This window comes from Mycobacterium sp. AT1 (genome assembly GCF_002043095.1).
Classification (GTDB): Bacteria; Actinomycetota; Actinomycetes; order Mycobacteriales; family Mycobacteriaceae; genus Mycobacterium.
Genome location: NZ_MVOC01000011.1, coordinates 58,513 through 77,937, shown reverse-complemented (window position 1 = coordinate 77,937; position 19,425 = coordinate 58,513). Strand labels below are relative to the sequence as shown.

The 19,425-nt window shown below is 69.4% G+C and carries 16 protein-coding genes; 5 read left to right on the top strand and 11 right to left on the bottom strand.

Annotation, left to right across the window (positions count from 1 at the left end; genetic code table 11):
* Window positions 1-20: 20 nt before the first annotated feature.
* A complete protein-coding gene (locus tag B1790_RS06605) occupies window positions 21-2,375 on the bottom strand; it encodes a DUF6049 family protein (RefSeq protein ID WP_079922419.1) in 2,355 nt (784 codons plus the stop codon).
* Window positions 2,372-3,157 (bottom strand): NUDIX hydrolase, encoded by a 786-nt coding sequence (locus tag B1790_RS06600; RefSeq protein WP_079922418.1) that lies wholly within the window; start codon window positions 3,155-3,157, stop codon window positions 2,372-2,374. Before B1790_RS06600 ends, B1790_RS06605 begins: the two co-directional genes overlap by 4 nt.
* 108 nt (window positions 3,158-3,265) lie before the next feature.
* On the opposite strand from B1790_RS06600, the gene B1790_RS06595 reads away from it, so the two are divergent.
* Together B1790_RS06595 and B1790_RS06590 are read left to right on the top strand one after the other, a co-directional pair.
* Window positions 3,266-4,705, top strand: a complete 1,440-nt coding sequence (locus tag B1790_RS06595) for a CCA tRNA nucleotidyltransferase (RefSeq protein WP_079922417.1) — start codon at window positions 3,266-3,268, stop codon at window positions 4,703-4,705.
* Between the two features lie 18 nt (window positions 4,706-4,723).
* Window positions 4,724-5,209, top strand: a complete 486-nt coding sequence (locus tag B1790_RS06590) for a pullulanase (RefSeq protein WP_079922416.1) — start codon at window positions 4,724-4,726, stop codon at window positions 5,207-5,209.
* Here the strand turns inward: B1790_RS06590 and B1790_RS06585 are convergent, their stop codons facing one another.
* Window positions 5,210-5,983: a TIGR03084 family metal-binding protein gene (locus B1790_RS06585; RefSeq protein WP_079922415.1), complete on the bottom strand. Its 774-nt coding sequence runs from the start codon at window positions 5,981-5,983 to the stop codon at window positions 5,210-5,212.
* A 9-nt stretch (window positions 5,984-5,992) separates the two neighbouring features.
* On the bottom strand, window positions 5,993-7,276 hold the full coding sequence (locus tag B1790_RS06580) for an MFS transporter (protein WP_233164968.1): 1,284 nt from the start codon (window positions 7,274-7,276) through the stop codon (window positions 5,993-5,995).
* A gap of 144 nt (window positions 7,277-7,420) precedes the next feature.
* On the opposite strand from B1790_RS06580, the gene B1790_RS06575 reads away from it, so the two are divergent.
* Window positions 7,421-8,026, top strand: coding sequence for a YqgE/AlgH family protein (locus tag B1790_RS06575; RefSeq protein WP_079922413.1), 606 nt, complete (start codon window positions 7,421-7,423; stop codon window positions 8,024-8,026).
* 7 nt (window positions 8,027-8,033) lie between these two features.
* On the opposite strand, the gene B1790_RS06570 is transcribed toward B1790_RS06575, so the two are convergent.
* Complete coding sequence (locus B1790_RS06570; protein ID WP_079922412.1) at window positions 8,034-8,393, bottom strand: hypothetical protein; 360 nt, start codon at window positions 8,391-8,393, stop codon at window positions 8,034-8,036.
* Between the two features lie 41 nt (window positions 8,394-8,434).
* Complete coding sequence (locus B1790_RS06565; protein WP_079922411.1) at window positions 8,435-9,319, bottom strand: LpqN/LpqT family lipoprotein; 885 nt, start codon at window positions 9,317-9,319, stop codon at window positions 8,435-8,437.
* Between the two features lie 208 nt (window positions 9,320-9,527).
* Between B1790_RS06565 and leuS the strand changes: the two genes are divergently transcribed.
* The gene (gene leuS / locus B1790_RS06560; protein WP_079922410.1) at window positions 9,528-12,371 is read left to right on the top strand and encodes a leucine--tRNA ligase; all 2,844 of its coding nucleotides are present in this window, start codon (window positions 9,528-9,530) and stop codon (window positions 12,369-12,371) included.
* Window positions 12,372-12,430: 59 nt separating this feature from the next.
* On the opposite strand, the gene B1790_RS06555 is transcribed toward leuS, so the two are convergent.
* Together B1790_RS06555 and B1790_RS06550 are read right to left on the bottom strand one after the other, a co-directional pair.
* Complete coding sequence (locus tag B1790_RS06555) at window positions 12,431-14,131, bottom strand: amidase (protein ID WP_079922409.1); 1,701 nt, start codon at window positions 14,129-14,131, stop codon at window positions 12,431-12,433.
* Entirely contained in the window at window positions 14,128-14,793 is a 666-nt protein-coding gene (locus B1790_RS06550) for an SDR family oxidoreductase (protein ID WP_079922408.1), read from the bottom strand. The genes B1790_RS06555 and B1790_RS06550 overlap by 4 nt, the downstream gene beginning before the upstream one ends.
* 53 nt (window positions 14,794-14,846) lie before the next feature.
* On the opposite strand from B1790_RS06550, the gene B1790_RS06545 reads away from it, so the two are divergent.
* Window positions 14,847-16,187, top strand: coding sequence for an amylo-alpha-1,6-glucosidase (locus tag B1790_RS06545; RefSeq protein ID WP_079922407.1), 1,341 nt, complete (start codon window positions 14,847-14,849; stop codon window positions 16,185-16,187).
* 10 nt (window positions 16,188-16,197) lie between these two features.
* Here B1790_RS06545 and B1790_RS06540 read toward each other — a convergent pair whose 3' ends face one another.
* The 3 genes from B1790_RS06540 to B1790_RS06530 all read right to left on the bottom strand — a co-directional run bounded on the left by B1790_RS06540 (window position 16,198) and on the right by B1790_RS06530 (window position 19,210).
* Window positions 16,198-16,659, bottom strand: a complete 462-nt coding sequence (locus tag B1790_RS06540; protein ID WP_079922406.1) for a MarR family winged helix-turn-helix transcriptional regulator — start codon at window positions 16,657-16,659, stop codon at window positions 16,198-16,200.
* 74 nt (window positions 16,660-16,733) lie between these two features.
* Window positions 16,734-17,480 carry an amino acid ABC transporter ATP-binding protein gene (locus B1790_RS06535; protein ID WP_304528827.1) on the bottom strand — a complete coding sequence of 249 codons (747 nt, stop codon included), beginning with the start codon at window positions 17,478-17,480 and terminating at the stop codon, window positions 16,734-16,736.
* Window positions 17,477-19,210 carry an ABC transporter substrate-binding protein/permease gene (locus tag B1790_RS06530; protein ID WP_079922450.1) on the bottom strand — a complete coding sequence of 578 codons (1,734 nt, stop codon included), beginning with the start codon at window positions 19,208-19,210 and terminating at the stop codon, window positions 17,477-17,479. Before B1790_RS06530 ends, B1790_RS06535 begins: the two co-directional genes overlap by 4 nt.
* Window positions 19,211-19,425 lie beyond the last annotated feature (215 nt).

The window sequence follows — 19,425 nt, the reverse complement described above, 5'->3', positions numbered from 1 at the left end:
CCTGCTCTTCGCGCAAGCGCTCATCGGTGGCGCCGATCCTCGTCGGGAGCGTGGGCTAGCGCCACGTCGAGCGGATCCGGCTTGCCGTCACCGTCGCGCCGCTTGGGGCGGTCGAGGTCGGCCCGGTCGGGTTGCCCACGGAATCTATGCCAGAGGCGTCGGCCGGCGAGCAGGACGAGGATCGCTCCCGCGGACAGCGTGATGAAGAACAGCACCTTGCCGTACGCGTTGGAGTGCACCGAGAGGCGAACCGGTTCGCCAAGTGGGAGACCGTCGGTGGTCTGCAGGGATACGTCGACGGCGACGCGCTGGGTGAAGTGCACCTCGATTGGCACGCGCAGCGGCAGGAAGCCCGGCGGGAGCTCGATCTCGCCCATGTCGTCGACCGTCATCCCCGGTGGGGCGTCGACGTCGAGCCGCACCTTGATGGGGACGGGCAGGTCGTTGCGCAGCGCCAACGGCAACGGGCTGCGTTCGGTCGCGAGTGTGTAGGAACCGCCGGGGTTGACGATGGTGACCGCCCGCAGCAGGTCACCGACGGTGTCGTCGACGACGCCGACGCGTTGGGAGGCGAGCCCGTTGCGGGCGTCCGGCGGCACGGACTGGCTGAGCGCCCGCAGGAGGTCCTCTCGGAGCGGGGCGGTGTATTGCGTGCCGGTCAGCCCGGTTCGTGGGTCGACGGTCAACGCGGCGGTCAGTCCGCCCAGCCGGAGCGTTGCGTTGGCGATGCCGTCCGTCACGCCCTGGTCGACGTGAGCGCGGGGATTGCCGAGGGCGTCCTGCGGGAGCGGCGCGATGGCCGAAGGAGGGAGGACGTTGGCCTCGGCGACCACGGTGGCCAGCGGCCGCGGAACGGCCAAACCGGAACGGATCGACGAGGCGAGCGTCGTCAGGATCGCCTGCGCCTCCTCGGGAGGCAGGTTCCACGCCATCGGCGGGACGAGGATTTCGGTACGGGGCTCGCTCTGCGGCCGCAATGCGCGCCACAGCACGGCCGCGATGGCGTCCTCCCGGCGGGCGATGGGGGAGTCGTGCGCCAGCGGCACGCCGAGGGCCGCGTCCAAGTAGGACGGCGTCACCGGCATGGTGCCCGCACCGGCGAGCGCCGCTCCGACGGCGGGGTCGAAGGGCGCCTCCACCACGTTCGTGTCGTACCGGCGCGGGGTGACGTCGCCCGCCGCGATCGCCACGGTCGGTCCCTGGGCCGACAGAAGTCGGACGGCGGCTCCGGTCAGAGGTCCGTCCCCGACGAGGGTCGCGCCGCGGGTCGACGCGACGCCGAGGATCTGGTCGACGATGTCGCCGGCTCCCTTGACGGCGATGGTGGACAGCTCGGGATTGCCGACGCGGGCCAACGCGCCGAGGTCGGCTTGGGCGTACACCGTCGGTGTCACGCATGAACGTTGGGCCAGCGCCCTGAGCCTGCCGAGCCAGCTCGCGGCGGCTTCCTGGCCGGTGCCGGGGTGCGTCGGCGAGTTGACGCCGCCCACCGGGTCGTCGTTGACGACGTAACCCAGGGTCATCGCGTTGACGGTGACCAACAGGTCCGGGTCGACGGCAAGGCACAGCGCGCTGCGGGTCTGGCCGGCCGGGTCGACGGGCGGGCTGGTGGCGAAGTCGGCGGCCGACAGCAGCGTGTCGAGGCGTCCGCCCGCGGCGAGGGACGTCGCGAGTTCGTCGTCGACCAGCCGGACCGGGGTGGTGCCGCCGGGTACGCCCGCGGCCAGTCGCGGCTTGTCGGCGAGCGGCCACAGCATCGTGATGCGGACCGGCCTCGAGGTGTCGGGCGGGACGACGGCGGACGGGGATTCGTCGAGCTGCGACGGATCGGCGGGGACGCCGAGCACGGGCAGCAGGAAACGGGCGTCGTCGAGGCGGGCGGGTGCGCCGTAGTCGGGCGTTCCGTTCACGTTGACGAGGGCGGGGTAGATGCCGGGCTGGTCGATCTGCAGTGACGGCAGTTCCGCGGAACGCACCGGATAGGAGAGCGTGAACGGCACGTGCTGACCCTGTGCGAGTTCCGGTGCGACGGTGACGAAGTCGGCGACGGGTTGGTACTGGTCGACGCCGCCGGTCAGATCGGTGCGAAGGGCTGCGGACGACGCGACGGCCGCGGCGTGCTCGAGACGCACCATGATGTCGCGGACCGGGCGGTCACCGACGTTGGTGACAGTGCCCGACACCGTGACGATGGGGTCGCTGGTGGTGGTGATCGAGTCCGGGGTGATGGCGTCGATGTGCAATTCGAGGAAGGGCCGATCTCCGGGTTCGCCCGCTGCGGCGCGTGGCGCCACGGCGGGTACGACGATCAACGTCACCAGAGCGACCACGGCCAGCAAGCGGAATCCGGCGATCCAAGCCGCCGCGCGCGTCATGGTCCTTGGCCGCAGCCGTTCGCCCGCCGGCCGGGTTGCGGTGTGTCGTCGGGCCGACGGTTGCGGGTGTGGGAGTGCGTCTGGGGGCGGCGACGCGGCGAGCTGGGCGGCAGCGGCGGCAGCGAGCCTGGGCCGTCGGCCTGCAGTTTTGCGATCAGTTGACCGGCCACTTCGGCGAGTTTGCGTTCGTCGGCGTAGGCCAGCCGCGACGGGAGATCGGTCAGGGGAACCCAGGCGACCTCGGTCACTTCGACGTCCTCGTCGGAGAGCTCGCCGTCGAGGAATCGCATGAGGTAATGGTGCACGGTCTTGTGGACGCGCCGACCCTCGGTCACGAACCAGTAGTCGATGCTGCCCAGCGCGGCCAGCACGCTGCCCTGGATTCCGGTTTCCTCGGCGACCTCCCGGATGGCGGTCTGTTCTGCGGTCTCACCTTGCTCGATGTGCCCCTTGGGCAGGGACCACAGCATGCGTCCGCGCCGGTCGACGCGGCCGATGAGAGCGGCGACCTGGCCGTCCGCCGGGCCGTCGATGCCGTCGATGACGAGCCCGCCCGCCGAGGTTTCGTGCACTGTCCGCAGTCGCTCGGGGGTGCGTCGGCCCGATCTCTTCGACGGGGTCTGTGCTGGGGAGTCGACCTGGTGGCCGGGAACGGGGCCGGGAAGCGGTGCGGTAGGCGGGTTCGCGGTGTCGGAAGTGGCGGCCTCCGGCGGACCTGCAGAGCGTCGGCCGCGGCGCCGCCCTCGGCGCCGTCGTGGTTTGGCTCGTTCGCCCTCCGACACCCAAGCGATAGTAGCTGCCGCGGGGTATCCGTCCCTTACCACTCGCCGTCGTGGTCGGCTTGTCGCCGGGTCGTTACGCACCCGTAGCGCCCACTAGGCTCATCGAACGTGCCGAAAGATCCCTCCACGACCGACGAGTTGTTGACCGCGGCCAAGGCGCTGCAGCGGCGCACACCGATGCTCCGAGAGCTGGGCCAGTTGTTCGCTGACGCCGGCCACGAGCTGTACCTCGTCGGCGGCAGCGTGCGGGACGCGCTCCTGGGGCGTCCGCTGAACGACCTCGACTTCACCACCGACGCCCGCCCTGAACAGATGCAGCAGGTGGTCCGGCGGTGGGCCGACGGTCTGTGGGACACCGGCATCGAATTCGGCACCGTCGGCGTCGGCAAGGGCGCTGATCGGCTCGAGATCACCACCTTCCGCGCCGATGCGTACGACCGCGTGACGCGGAACCCGGAGGTCCGCTTTGGTGACTCCCTTGACGACGACCTGGTGCGCCGCGACTTCACCGTCAACGCGATGGCGGTGCGCATCACCCCGGCCGGACTTGGTGAATTCCACGATCCACTAGGCGGATTGGCCGCGATTCGGGACCGGGTACTCGACACGCCGTCGACCCCGGAGGTGTCCTTCGGCGACGACCCGCTGCGGATGTTGAGGGCGGCGCGGTTCGTCTCGCAGCTCGGCTTCGACGTCGCGCCCCGGGTGCGCGAGGCGATGGCGCGGATGGCCGACGAGCTGGGGCGCATCACCGTCGAACGGGTCGCGGCCGAGTTGGACAAGATGATGTTGGGCGCCGACCCGGTGTCCGGCGTCGACCTGGTGGTGCAGACCGGCCTCGGCGAGGTGGTGCTTCCCGAGGTGGGTGGCATGCGGATGGCCATCGACGAGCATCACCAGCACAAGGACGTCTACCAACATTCGCTGACGGTGTTGCAGCAGGCCATCGATCTGGAGAATTCTGGCGAGCGCGATCTGGTGTTGCGGTGGGCGGCGCTGCTGCATGACGTCGGCAAGCCGGCTACCCGCAAGCACGAGGGCGACGGCGGCGTCAGCTTCCACCACCACGAGGTGGTCGGCGCGAAGCTGACCCGCAAGCGCATGCGGGCGCTGAAGTACTCCAAGCAGATGGTCGACGACGTGTCGCAGCTGGTGTACCTACACCTGCGGTTCCACGGGTACGGCGACGGCAAGTGGACCGACTCCGCTGTCCGCCGGTACGTCACCGACGCGGGGCCGCTGCTCGAACGGCTGCACAAGCTGGTGCGGGCCGACTGCACGACCCGCAACAAGCGCCGTGCCGCGCGGTTGCAGGCCAGCTACGGCGACCTGGAGAACCGCATCGCCGAGCTGGCTGCGAAGGAGGATCTGCAACGGGTCCGGCCCGATCTCGACGGCAACGAGATCATGCGCATCCTCGACATTCCCGCGGGCCCGCAGGTGGGCAAGGCGTGGAAGTACCTCAAGGAGCTGCGGATGGAGCGTGGGCCGCTCGAGCACGACGAGGCGGTCGACGAACTTCGGACGTGGTGGAACGCGCAGCAGTAGGCCCGCGTCCAAGTAGTCATGGACTACTGCCTGGGGGATGGTGACGGGTCGGCGACGATCTGGTCGGCCGAATTGAACGTCGACTCCGACGACGACGGAATCTTCGACGCGATCGGGCTGGACTTCGACGGCGACGGCCGCCTCGACGACGCGTTGACCGACTCCGACGGGGACGGGACGGCCGATCACCTGCTGCTCGACCTCGACGACGACGGCCACCCCGAGGCGTCGTTCACCGACGACGGCTCGGGCACGTGGGCGGTCGGTGGGCAGATCCGCTGGTTGGGTCTCGACGGCGTTGAGCTGACGGGTGGCCCGCTGGTGGACTTCGACGGCGACGGCCAGGTCGACGACAGGGTGCTCGACGTGGACAGGGACGGTCTTGCGGACCGCGTCCTGGTCGGTGACGAGGCGTACGTCGACGTCGACGCGGACGGCCGGTGGGACGTGAAACTCTCCGATTCGGACGGGGACGGCGCTGCGGACGCGGCAAGCGAGCTGTAGCTACCGCTCCCGACCGGCCCCCGGTGGGCCCGCGAACGCCTGCGCGATCGTCAACCAGGTGGCCGCGTCGTCACCGACCGCGACGACGTCGAGGTCCGCGCGCGGGCGGCGCTGCGTCACCAGCATGCAGAAGTCCTCGGCCGACCCGGTGACGCGCTGGGCGGCGTCGGCGGGCCCCCACGACCACGTCGACCCGTCCGGCGCCGCCAACTCGACTCCGAACGGCTCGGTTGGGACGGGCAGCCGGTGCACAGTGAATGCGAAGTCCCTGGTGCGCACCCCGATGTGGGCGATCGACCGTAGCCGGGCGGTCGCCGGTCTGGTCACCCCGAGCGCGTCGGCGACGTCGAGACCGTGCGCCCAGGTCTCCATCAGCCGAGCCGTGGCCATCGATGCCGCACTCATCGGCGGGCCGAACCAGGGCAGCTTCCTGCCGTCGGCCACCCGGCGGAGTTCGTCGTGCAGGAGCGAACGGGTGTGGCGCCAGCCGGCGAGCATCTCGGCGGGCGGGGTGGTCGCCAGCTGCTCGGCGCCGTCGTCGACGAAGCCGGTCGGGTTGGTCGCGGCCTCGGCAAGGACGGCGGCGAAGGCGGGTTCGTCGGTGACCGCGAGCAGTGACACGCGGTCGGTCCACCACAGATGGGCGATCTGGTGGGCGACGGTCCACCCCGGAGCGGGGGTGGCGATTCGCCAGTCGTCGAGCCCTGCGACGAGGTCGTCGAGCGAGTCGCTCTCGGCCTGCAGGTCGGTCACTATGCCCTCGGCTCCGGCCATGGCGTCACCTTAGTCCGACGCCGTTGCGCCCCTGCGGATTGCGGCGTGCGCGGCCAACCCGAGCAGGTAGACCACCGCGCCGAAGACGACCAGGGCGGGGGAGTGCCCGTCGACGGGAATCATCGCGGCCGAGAGCGTGATCGACCCCACGAACGCCACCCAGAACAGCGCGTCCTGAACGGTGAAGACGTGACCCCGCAAGGCGTCGTCGACGTCGAGTTGCATCGCCGAGTCCGCGCACAGCTTGACCACCTGGCCGGCGACACCGAGCAGGAAGCCGCACGCCATCATGATCGGCAGGTCGAGGCCGACCGCCGCGAGCTGGATCGCCGCCGCCGCCAACAGGGCGAGGTTGACGGTCTTGTACCTGCTCCACCGGCGCACGACGACGGGGGTGAGGAAGTTGGCCAGGAACGACCCCATCCCGGTGGAGGCCGCGAACAGCACGGCGACGCCGAGGCCCGCGACGTTCACCGAGCCGGTGTGCCGCACGGTGACCAGCACCAGCAGCGTGTTGATGCCGAACACCATTCGGTGGGCGACAACGCCGGACAGAGTGCCCGCCACGCTGGGCACACCGACCGCCGTCCGCAAGCCGTAACCCCACCCCGTGGCCACGGCGTAGGCCACCGAGCCGTGCACCGCGCGCGCCGAGTCGTCGGGGCCGAGGACGTGGGGGGCGAATCGCAGGGACAGGATCCACGCCACCGCCACGGGCACCGAGGCCATGAACAGGGCGGCCGACGAACCGCTGTCGCCCACCCCGAACGCCCACCGCGGCACCAGCATGAAGATCGCGCCGAAGAACAACGACGCCGCGCTGACGGCGGTGGCGACCGAGTTCATGGTCAGCACCTGCTCCCGCGGCACGACGTGCGGCAATGCGGCGGACAGTCCCGAGGTGACGAACCGCGTGAAGCCGTTGACCACCAAGGCGCCCAGCAGGATCCACGGCGCCCCCGCGTGGAACGCCAGCAGGAACGCCACCGTGATGATGAACAGCACGCGGGCGAGGTTGGCGCCGATCAACACCCGGCGTCGATCCCACCGGTCGAGCAGGGCGCCTGCGAACGGGCCGAGCAACGAGTAGGGCAGGAACAGTGCCGCAAACGATCCGGCGATCTCCCACGGATTGGCGGCCCGTTCCGGGTCGAACAGCAGCGCGCCGACCAACCCGCCCTGGAACAGGCCGTCACCGAACGAGCTGACCGCACGCAACTCCAGAAGCCTGCGGAACTCGGTGAGCGCTCGCACCGCCCGCCACAGGGCGAAGCGGTCGTGAGGCGTGGTCAATTGCCGTCCGATGTCGGTGGGATGTTCGGTGCGCCGAGTGGCGTCCAACCACCCTACAAAGGTTGGCGAGGCGATTCCCGAAACAACCCGGCACGGCCGCGCCCGATCGCCACCATCGGCGCACGCTGGTGACATGATGGGTGGGTGGCGCAGTCAGAGGACCCGGAGGACCACTTCGCTCCGGCGACGCATCGAGTCCGCGCCGGAACGCTGCTCATCGCCAACACCGATCTCATGGAACCGACGTTCCGTCGCAGCGTGATCTACGTCGTCGAGCACAACGACAGCGGAACCCTCGGCGTCGTGCTCAACCGCCCCAGCGAGACGGCCGTGTTCAACGTGCTGCCGCAGTGGACAAAACTCGCCACCAAGCCGAAGACGATGTTCGTCGGCGGTCCCGTCAAGCGGGACGCCGCGCTGTGTCTGGCGACGCTGCGCGCCGGCGTACAACCCACCGACGTGCCTGGCTTGCGGCACGTGCAGGGCCGCATCGTGATGGTCGACCTGGACGCCGACCCCGACTCGATCGCTCCCGCGGTCGAGGGCGTGCGGATCTACGCCGGATACTCCGGTTGGACGATCGGTCAGCTGGAGGGCGAGATCGAACGCGACGACTGGATCGTGTTGTCGGCGTTGCCGTCCGACGTCCTCGTCGAGCCGAAGGTCGACCTGTGGTCGCGGGTGCTTCGCCGCCAGCCGATGCCGCTGTCGCTGCTGGCGACCCACCCGATCGACGTCAGCCGCAACTGACCTCGGCTCAGTGGCAGGACAGGGTGCACGACGCGCAGGCGCCTGCGCAGCCGGCGTCCGACGACTGGGCTTCCCGAACGGCCTCGCGCAGGGCGACGGACTTCGCGCTCTGGTAGCACCCCGCTGCCACGGTGCCCACCGCACCGACGATGCAGACCACCAGTGCCAGCACCCCGGCGTGGGGCGGGGCGGCGAGGGCGACGACGCCGCCGGCGGCCAGCATTACCGCCGCGGCCAGTTGGGTCGGCACCACGGCCCGCAGGACTTGGGCGACCTGGTCGGTGGCGTGGGGTCGCCTCGCCGACCACAGGCCCATCGCCGCGGTCGCTGCGGCGGCGCAGAGGCACAGCACGGCGGCGATCAACATGGGCCCCACAATACGAGGCCCGGCGACCCGAGAGGTAACCGCTAGCGGGGCAGCCCGAGCGGTTGGGCGGCGACGGGTACCACTGCCGGCGCCGCGGGGGCCGCGGGAGCTGCGGGAACGGCGACCGGCGCGGCCGGCGCCGGGGGTGGCGTGTCCGGTGACCCGACGCGGTATCCGTTGACGATGGCGTCGGTGGCCGACCCGGCGGCCACCGAAACCTGGGCGCTGGTGGTGACCGCGAGCGACACCAGGTACCTGTCGGGGCCCGAGGTCGCGATCACGTGGCGGCGCGAGGTGTTCAGCGTCAGGTTGTTCTGCCGGTACGTGCCTTCGATCAGGGCCGACGGCATGCCGCCGAACTCGGCGAGGGACCCGTCGGTGGCGCGGAAGGCCGGGAGCTGCTGGGTGTCGATCAGGCCGTGGCTGATGGCCTCCCGAGGATCGAAGTCGCCGACCAGCTTGTAGACCTGCACTGCGGCGTTCGAGGTGTACAGCCCGTCCCCGCCGACCCGGTCGGCAATCACGGCGAAGGCGTCGGGGACGTTGGGGTCGGGTACCTGGCTCCACCCCGTTGGCATCGGCAGCACGATGGTCAGCGCCTTGAAGTCGGCGGCCTTCTGCGGCTCCATCGCGACGTTCTTCTCCTTGAAGAAGTCGGCGAGGGTTCCCGAGGTGGCGGGGACGACGGCCGGGACGGCGGGTGCGGCCGGGGCCGCGGGTGACGCGATCAGTTGGTTGGGTCCGGCGGCGGCGGGGGCGCCGGCCTGCACGGTGACAGTCTGCGTGACGGTGGCGGGTGCCGGAACCGCGGGCAGGGGCAGGGTCGGCTCGGCAGAGGCAATGGGACCGGCGAGGCCGAGGACGCATGCCGTGCCAGCTGCGAAACCGCCTACCAGAAGTCCCCAACGACGGGCATTTTCGAACATCTAAACGTCGGTCCTTCCGGATCACACGAGCTTCCTGACCCGGTGAGCCCAGGCCAGGCGCCGACTGTATCCACGCCCCGCCGCTCGTAACCAGTGCTGGGACGAGCTGCAACCATGCGAAGACCCCTCTGCAACGGAACCGATACCTAGCCGCGGCGGCGAGACCGGGGATTGGGGCTCCGAGCACGCCGTTGACTACCCTGTTCACGTGAATGAAGGGGAAGGCGGCTTGGACGCCTCGAGCACCCCGCAGCACCGCTACGACGCGAAGCTGGCGGGCGACATCGAACGTACGTGGCAGGAGACGTGGGCTCGGCTGGGTACGTTCCACGTCCCCAACCCGGTGGGATCGCTCGCGCCCGCCGACGGGTCGCCCGTGCCCGCGGACAAGATGTTCGTCCAGGACATGTTCCCCTACCCGTCGGGGGAGGGCCTGCACGTCGGGCATCCGCTCGGGTACATCGCCACCGACGTCTACGCCCGCTACTTCCGGATGACCGGTCGTAACGTGTTGCATGCGTTGGGCTTCGACGCGTTCGGCCTGCCTGCCGAGCAGTACGCGGTGCAGACGGGCACGCATCCGAGGACCCGCACCGAGGCCAACATCGTCAACTTCCGTCGTCAGCTCGGCCGGCTCGGGCTCGGCCACGACGCGCGGCGAAGCTTCTCCACCACCGACACCGACTTCTACAAGTGGACGCAGTGGATCTTCCTGCAGATCTTCGACTCGTGGTTCGACGAGGCAGCCAATCGGGCCCGGCCGATCAGCGAGCTGATCGCCGAGTTCGAATCGGGGGCCAGGGTTCCCGACGGCGGCGGGGACTGGTCGACGATGTCGGCGGGCGAGCGGGCGGACGTCGTCGACGCCTACCGGCTGGTCTATCGGGCGGACTCGGTCGTGAACTGGTGCCCGGGGTTGGGCACCGTCTTGGCCAACGAAGAGGTCACCTCCGACGGCCGCAGCGACCGCGGCAACTTCCCGGTGTTCCGAAAGCGGTTGCGGCAGTGGATGATGCGCATCACCGCGTATTCGGACCGACTGCTCGACGACCTCGACGACCTGGATTGGCCGGACAAGGTCAAGGCCATGCAGCGCAACTGGATCGGTCGGTCGACCGGCGCCGAGGTGCAGTTCGCCACCGACGCCGGTGACGTCGAGGTGTTCACCACCCGTCCCGACACGCTGTTCGGCGCCACCTACCTGGTGTTGGCGCCCGAGCATGGTTTGGTCGACGCGCTCGTCGGTACGGAGTGGCCCGATGGCACCGACGAGCGGTGGACGTTCGGGGCGGCGACGCCGGCCGAGGCCGTGGCCGCCTACCGAGCGACCGTGGCGGCGAAGACCGATCTGGAGCGCCAGGAGAACAAGTCCAAGACCGGTGTGTTCACCGGCGCCTATGCCACCAATCCGGTTGACGGACAACGTGTTCCGGTGTTCATCGCCGACTACGTGCTGGCCGGCTACGGCACCGGCGCGATCATGGCGGTGCCCGGCCACGACCAGCGCGACTGGGAGTTCGCGACCGCGTTTGGACTCCCGGTCAAGGAAGTCATCGACGGCGGCGACGTCAGCCAGGCTGCCTACAACGGCGACGGCGTGTTGGTGAACTCCGACTACCTCGACGGGCTCAGCGTCGCCTCGGCCAAGGAGGCCGTGCTCGCGCGCTTGGAGGCCGACGGCCGCGGCCGCGCGCGGATCGAATACAAGCTGCGGGACTGGCTGTTCGCTCGCCAACGGTATTGGGGCGAACCGTTTCCCATCGTTTACGACGCCGACGGTCGTGCACACGGGCTGCCGGAATCGGCGCTGCCGGTCGAACTGCCCGACATCCCGAACTACGCGCCGGTGCAGTTCGATCCGGACGACGCCGACAGTGAACCGTCACCGCCGCTTGGCAAGGCCACCGAATGGGTGAACGTCGACCTGGATCTCGGTGACGGACTTCAGCCGTACACCCGCGACACCAACGTCATGCCGCAGTGGGCGGGCAGCTCCTGGTACGAGCTGCGGTATGCCGACCCGCACAACTCGGAAACGTTCTGCGCCAAGGAGAACGAGGCCTATTGGATGGGCCCGCGGCCGGCCGAGCACGGCCCGTCGGACCCCGGCGGCGTCGACCTGTACGTCGGCGGCGTCGAGCACGCGGTGCTGCACCTGCTGTACTCCCGGTTCTGGCACAAGGTGCTCTACGACCTCGGCCACGTGAGCTCCCGCGAGCCGTACCGTCGGCTCGTCAACCAGGGCTACATCCAGGCGTACGCCTACACCGATTCGCGCGGGTCCTACGTGCCCGCGGCCGAGGTCGTGGAGCGCGATGGCACGTTCTGGTACCAGGACTCCCAGGTCAACCGCGAGTTCGGCAAGATCGGCAAGAGCTTGAAGAACTCGGTGTCGCCCGACGAGATCTGCGAGGAGTACGGGGCCGACACCCTGCGCGTCTACGAGATGTCGATGGGACCACTGGAGGCGTCGCGGCCGTGGGCGACCAAGGACGTCGTCGGTGCCTACCGGTTCCTGCAGCGGGTGTGGCGCGTCGTGGTCGACGAGAACACCGGCGCCGAGCGTGTCGCCGACCACGAGAAGCTGGGCGAGGCGACCCTGCGGCTGCTGAACAAGACCATCGCCGGAGTCGCCGAAGACTATGCGGCACTTCGCAACAACACCGCGGCAGCCAAGCTCATCGAGTACACGAACCACCTCACCAAGTCCGACGTCACGGCGCGCGCCGCGATCGAGCCCCTGGTGTTGATGGTCGCGCCGTTGGCGCCGCACTTGGCCGAGGAGTTGTGGCGCCGGCTGGGTCACGACGCACCGCTGGCCCACGGTCCCTTCCCGACGGCCGATCCGGCCTACCTGGTGGAGGACACCGTCGAGTACCCGGTGCAGGTCAACGGGAAGGTCCGGGGCCGGATCACCGTAGCCGCCGACGCCGCCGCCGACGCCGTGGAGGCGGCCGCGCTCGCCGACGAGAAGGTCGTCGCGTTCATGGCCGGTGCCACGCCGAAGAAGGTCATCGTGGTGGCGGGAAAGATGGTCAACGTCGTCATCTAGGCCCTCCCCGGCGATTTCGGCGCGCTAATCCGCGCTCACCGCGGCTGAACGCGCCGAAATCACGCGGGGAGTGGGGGAGTGCGCGGTGGCGGGGTGCGCCGCTGGCCGGTGGCCTCGGTCGCCGAGGCGTAACGCAGCAGCGCGACGTCGTCGTGGGCCCGGCCGGCGAAGGTGAGCCCCACCGGCATGCCGATGTCGGCCATCGTGCCCATCGGCATTGTCACCGTCGGGATGCCGAGGTGACGAATTGCCAAGTTGCCGTTGGCCACCCATACGCCGTTGCGCCACCCGAGATCGGCCGAGGCCGGGTTGACGTCCATGTTGGCGGGCCCGACGTCGGCGACGGCCGGGAAGATGACGGCGTCCAGGCCCAGGCCGTCCATCCACTCCTCGAGGTCGACCCGCCGCGTCTGCTCCAGCGCGTGGACTCCTTCTGGGATGGTCGGGATGCCGAGGAACGAGTCGACGGGGTTGTCGCGGATGAACGCCGGATACTCCGCGATGTCGTCGTCGAAGCCGTCGTACCGGTCGGGCAGCGCGCCAGGTGGGTGCGGGAAGACGAGGCTGCCGTCGACGTCGGCCAGGCGGTTGAGCGTGGGATCGCCGTTGGCGGCGAGGAAGTCGTCCCACGCCCAGGCGCACAGGTCGACGATTTCGCGCCGCAGGTAGTCGGGGCTGACCAAGCCGCGGGTCGCGATGGTCGGGGCGCCGGAACGGTCACCCTCGTAGTTGCTGACGACCGGGAAGTCGACGTCGACCACCTCGGCGCCCGCGGCGAGCAGGTCGCGCCGGACCGCGTCGAACAGGTCGAGCACCGACGGCCGGGTGTCGATGCGCCGACCGGTGGGCCCGCCGATCCCGGTGGCGCCGACGCCGGCGTCCGCATCGGCGTTGACGTACATCCGCGGCACGCCAAACCGCCTGCCCGCCAACGTGTCCGGAGCAGCCGCCAGCGCCGGGTAGGACGGTGGGCGAATCTCGTCGACGCGCGGCAACGACACCCACGGCTGCAGCCGCCAGAAGTCGCCGCGTGCATCCGGGTCCTCGGCGACGAGGACGTCGAGCACCTCCAGCAGGTCGGCGATCGACCGGGTGTGGGGCACGACGACGTCCATGGTGGGCACCAGCGGCCAGCCGCCGCGGGTGGAGATGACGCCGCGCGACGGGGTGTAGGCGCACAGGGCGTTGTTCGACGCCGGCCCGCGCCCCGATGACCAGGTCTCCTCACCGATTCCGAAGGCGCAGAACGACGCCGCGGTCGCGGTGCCCGACCCGTTGGACGAGCCTGACGCGAAGGGCGCGGTGAGATAGTCGGCGTTGTAAGGGCTTTCGGCCCTGCCGTAGACGCCGCGCTGCATGCCGCCGTTGGCCATCGGCGGCATGTTGGTCAACCCGATGAGGACGGCGCCGGCACCGCGGAAACGCTCGACGACGAACGAATCGCGCTGTGCCACCAGGCTTGCGAACGCCGGGCTGCCCGCGGCAACGGTCAAGCCGCGCGCCTGGTAGCTGTCCTTGATCGTGTACGGGATGCCGTCGAGAGGGCCATGGGTGTGGCCGTCGCGTCGGCGGGCGTCGGACGCCTCGGCCTCGGCGCGGGCGTGCGGGTTGGGCACGACGACGGCGTTGAGCTCTCCGTCGAAGGCCGCGATGCGGGCCAGGTATGACTCGAGCAGCCCGACGGCCGTCACCGTGCCCGTGTCCATGGCGGCGCGCAGGTCGGCGATGGACGCCTCGTGTACCTCGAACGGGGTGGTCATCGGGGCCGGACCACGATCTCGTGGACGTGCGCGTCGGCAGGCGCATTGACCGCTTGGGCAATCACGGCGGCCACCGTCTGGGGTGAGAGGAATTGCTCTGGTACGTAGTCGCGCTCCTCGTAGGCGATCAGGTCGCGCTGCATCTCGGTGTCGATGCGCCCCGGATGCACGGAGGTGACGCGCAGGGACGGCTCGTCGGCGCGCAGCGAATCGGCGAACGACCGCAGTGCGAACTTGCTCGCCGAGTAGGACGCCAGGCCTGGTGAGGCCTTGATGCCGGCACCGGAGTTGACGAAGACGACCTGCCCGCCCGCGCTGCGCAGTGCCGGAAGCAGGGCCAGCGTCAACGCCACGGCGCCGACGACGTTGACCTCGAAGGTCGCGCGCCACTGGTCGGCGCTGGATTCGTCGACCCGGCCGGGATACGCGACACCGGCGTTGTGGATCAGGACGTCCAGATCGGTCAGCACCTCGGCGGCCGATTCGATGGAATCGGGGTCGGCGAGGTCGAGTGGCCAGGTCGGAGCGCCGAGGCGCTCGGCGACCGCGTCGAGGCGGTCGGACGGGCGACCCGCGAGAAGCAGGGTGTGGGTGGGGGCCAGCGCGTCGGCGATGGCCGAACCCAGCCCGCCCGAGGCACCCGTGATCATCGCAGAACGCACGCGGTCACCCTACCGACCTGCGCGCCCGCCGTCGGCGTCGCATGATTGACCCGATGCCACCGGATTCGAACTTCGCGCCCACGCAGCTTTCGGCCCGCGCCGCCTACTTGCTGCGTGGCAATGACCTCGGCGTGATGACCACCGCCGCACCGCTGCTGTACCCGCACATGTGGAGCTGGGATGCGGCCTTCGTGTCGATCGGCCTGGCCCCGCTGAGTGTCGAGCGCGCCGTCGTCGAGCTCGACACCCTGCTGTCGGCTCAGTGGAAGAACGGCATGATTCCGCACATCGTCTTCGCCAACGGGGTCGACGGCTACTTCCCCGGTCCTGCGCGGTGGGCGACCTCGGCGCTGGCGGTCAACGCGCCACTGGGCAGGCAGACCTCAGGCATCACTCAGCCGCCGGTGCACGCGATCGCGGTGCAGCGCATCCTCGACAACGCCCGCACCAGGGGCCGCTCCACGCGCGCCGTTGCCGAGGCCTTCCTGGACCGCCGGTGGAGCGATCTGGTGCGGTGGCACCGGTGGTTGGCCGAGGCCCGCGACCCCGACACCCGCGGCCGGGTGACGGTGTATCACGGGTGGGAGTCCGGGATGGACAACTCGCCGCGCTGGGATGCGGCCTACGCCAACGTGACTCCGGGTCCGATGCCGCCGTACACGCGTGAGGACAACGCGATCGTCACCGACGCGACGCAGCGACCGTCGGACCTGGAGTACGACCGCTACATGTGGTTGGTCGAGCAGATGAAGTCGGTCAACTACGACGACGAGCTGCTGCCGAAGGTGATGAGCTTCGCCGTCGAGGACGTCTTCGTCTCGGCGATCCTCTCGGTGGCCTGCACGGTGCTCGCCGAGATCGGAGAGGACTACAAGCGTCCGCACTCCGACGTCCGCGACCTGTACGCCTGGGCGGAGCGCTTCCGCCGCGGCGTCGTCGACTCCACCGACGAACGTACCGGCGGGGCAAGGGATTACGATCTTCGCGCGAAGAAGTGGATCGCCACCGAGACGGTGGCCCAGTTCTCGCCGCTACTGTGTGGCGGCCTGTCGCACGACCGCGAGCGGACGCTGCTGAGACGGCTCGAAGGTCCGCGCTTCTGCGGGCATCCAGATCTGAAGTACTCCCTGATCCCGTCGACGTCGCCGGTGTCGCCCGACTTTCGGGCGCGGGAATATTGGCGCGGCCCGGTCTGGCCGGTCCTGACGTGGTTGTTCTCGTGGTGCTTCGCCCGCCGTGGTTGGGCCGAGCGTTCGTCGAACCTGAGGCGTGAAGGGTTGCGCCAGGCCAGCGACGGTACCTTCGCCGAGTACTACGAACCCTTCACCGGCGAACCGTTGGGCAGCATGCAGCAGTCGTGGACCGCCGCGGCGGTGCTGGACTGGCTCGGGTGACGCGGGAGAGCTAGTCGCTCTGCTCGGCCAACCGGGCAAGGGGCGCAAGGGCATTGGCGAGCGTTTGGCGTTCCTCGACGCTGAGGCGGGTCAGCATGCCGGCGATCTGGGCGCGACGCGTCGCCAACGCCTCCCGATGTTGGACCAGGCCGCGCGGCGTGACGTCGACGAGGACGGCGCGCAGATCGGATGGGTCGCGGGATCGTTTGACCAGCCCGAGCTTCTCTAGGCGCCGGATGGCGACCGTGGTCGTCGGGGTGCGGACGCGTTCGTGGGCGGCGAGTTCGGTCATCCGGATCGGACCGAGATCGAGCAGCGTCAGCAAGATCGACAGCTGCGCCAGGGTCAGGTCGGCACCACCCTCGGGCATGTTTCGGTTGGAGTCACCCCGACGCAGGACGGAGAAGAGCTTGGAGAGCACCTGCTGCAGCTCTCCGGCCAGCTCAGTGACCTGCGGTTCGGTCTCTACCATAATTCGCTAGTCTAACCGCTCTGGCCGTGCTAACCGCTCGACATGCGTCGATTGGTTCAACTGACCCCCCATCGCTACAGCACCTGCGACAGGAATTGACGCAGCCGGTCGGTCTCTGCGTCGGAGAAGATTCGTTCGGGCGTTCCGGTCTCGACCACCTTGCCGTGGTCCATGAACACCACGGCGTCGGCGGCGGACCGGGCGAAGCCCATTTCGTGGGTGACGACCACCATCGTCATGCCGTCCTCACCGAGTTCGGCGATGAGCGCGAGGACGCCCTTGACCAACTCGGGGTCGAGCGCCGAGGTCGCCTCGTCGAAGAACATCACCTGGGGCGTCATCGCCAAGGCGCGGGCGATGGCGACACGCTGCTGTTGCCCGCCGGACAGGGTCGCGGGGCGGACATCGGCCTTGTGCCGCAACCCGACTCGTTCCAGGTGCGTCAGCCCGAGTTCGCGTGCGGCGTCGGCGTCGAGGCGCTTGAGTCGCCGGGGTGCGAGCGTCACGTTGTCGAGCACGGTGCGGTGGGGGAACAGGTTGAACTGCTGGAACACCATCCCGATGCGTTGCCGCAACTCGTCGGGGTTGTCCTTGAGCACCGACCGACCGTCGAGGAGGATGTCGCCGCGGTCGGGTTCGTGTAGCCGGTTCAACGCCCGCAGCAAGGTGGACTTGCCCGAGCCCGAGGGCCCGATCACCGCGGTGGTGGTGCCGGCGGGCACGTCGAGGTCGACTCCGCGCAGGACGGAGTTGGCGCCGAATGACAGATGAATGTCCTTGGCTTCCAGCGATACTGGTTCGAACTTCACGGTGGCGCTCACACCATCTCCTGGGTCGAGGCGGGGTTGGCCGGACTGGTCGGGTCTTCGGAGTCGGCGACGAGCTTCCCGCGTCGCAGCCGTGCGTCGATGTAGTTGACCAGGTGGGTCAACGGGATGGTCAGGGCGAGGTAGAAGATTCCGGCCGCGACCAGAGGCGACAGGTTGCCGGTCTGGGCGTTGAGGTCGCGGCCCACCTGGAACAGTTCGCGCTGGCTGGCGATGAGGCCAAGGAAGTACACCAGCGATGAGGCCTTCAGCAGCGAGATGAACTGGTTGACCAGGGCGGGCAGCACGCGTCGAATGCCTTGGGGCACGATGACCAACCGCATCGACGACGAATAGCTGAAGCCCAGCGCACGCGAGGCTTCTAGCTGCCCGGCCTCGACGCTCTGGATGCCCGAGCGCAGAATCTCGCCGATGTAGGCCGCCGCCATCAGCCCGAGCGCCGCGATGCCAAGCGGGTAGGGGTTGTTGCCGGTCAGCCCGCCGACGATCGGTCCGACGCCCAAGCCGATGATCAGGATGATCACCACTTCTGGGAGGCCGCGGAACACGTCGGTGTACACGCGCGCAGGCCATCTCAGCCAGCGGGCCTTGGAGATGCCGGCCACCGCGAGCCCCATGCCGAGGATCAGGCCGATGATGGCGGCGCAGACCGTCAGGATCAGGGTGTTGGGCAGGCCGGTCTTGAAGAGGTCGGGGATCGCCCCCTTGTACAGCTCCCAGTCGAGGAAGGAGTCCTTGAGCTGTTGGCCAACCGATTTGGGTGCGACGCCGGAATTGTCCGCGGCGGGAGCCTGTTTGGCGGCGATGGCGTTGAAGTCGGGTAGCTGCGGTGTTGGTACCGCCTTGGAGCCGGGCTTCCAACCGGGGGGCAGGGCGCGGGGCACCCAGTTGGAGTACAACGTCGACCACGTGCCGTCGGCGATCACGGCGTCGAGGCCGGCGTTGAGGGCGTCGATCAACGGCTTGTTCTCCTTGGCCACCGCGTAGGCGACGAAGTTGTCCAGGCTGAAGGTGTTCTCGACGATCTGGGCGGGATCGCCCGCTTGGACCGTGCCGACCGCTTGCTGCGACGGCGCCACCCAGGCGTCGATCTGGCGGGTCTTCAAACTGCCGTAGACGGTGTTGTAGTCGGGGAACTTGACCGGATCCAGTCCGAGGGTGTCGACGACATAGGCCTCCTGCACGGTGCCCTGGACCACGCCGATGCGTTGTCCCGCAGCCAATTGCGAGAAGCCCTTGATCGGCGAGCCCGGCGGGACCACCAGCGAGAAGTAGCCGAAGTCGTAGCCGTTGGTGAAGCCGACGGTCTGGCGCCGGGCGTCGGTGGTGGTGATCGACGACGAGCCCACGTCGAAACGGCGGGCCGCCACTTGCGCCAGCAGACCGGAGAAGTCGGTGCCGACGAAGTTCACCTTCAGCCCCAGCTTGTCGGCGACGGCGCGCAGCAGTTCGTTGTCGAAACCCGTGAACTTGCCTTGGGAGTCGATGCAGATGCTCGGCGGCGCGTCCGACAGCGTGCCGACGGTCAGGACGCCGGGGGTGCCGAGACCGAGCGCGTTGACGTCGACGGGGAGCGGCTCGACGCCCGGCGTCGTGTACTTGTCCGCCTCCGGGCCCTTCGCCGCCGACGCGAGGTTGGTGGGCAGGGCGCTGGCGCTCTCGGCCCCCGGAGGCGCGCACTGGTCGGTGTCTGCGGATGCCGGGGGCGCGAGGCCGATCGTCATCAGCACGATGACCAGAAGTGCGGCCAGGCGGAAGCGTGCGTGGCCCGAGTGGTGGTTCACCCATAGCAAGTTACTTGGGACGGACCCAGCAGCACGGCTTCTGCTCGTGACGAGTCCCTTTCGCTGGCTACCCCCCTAAATTGACGCACACGTTACTTCGGCGGGCTAGAGTGCGGTTTCGGTCCGGTCGTGACGGGGGTTTGATAAGTGGCAGC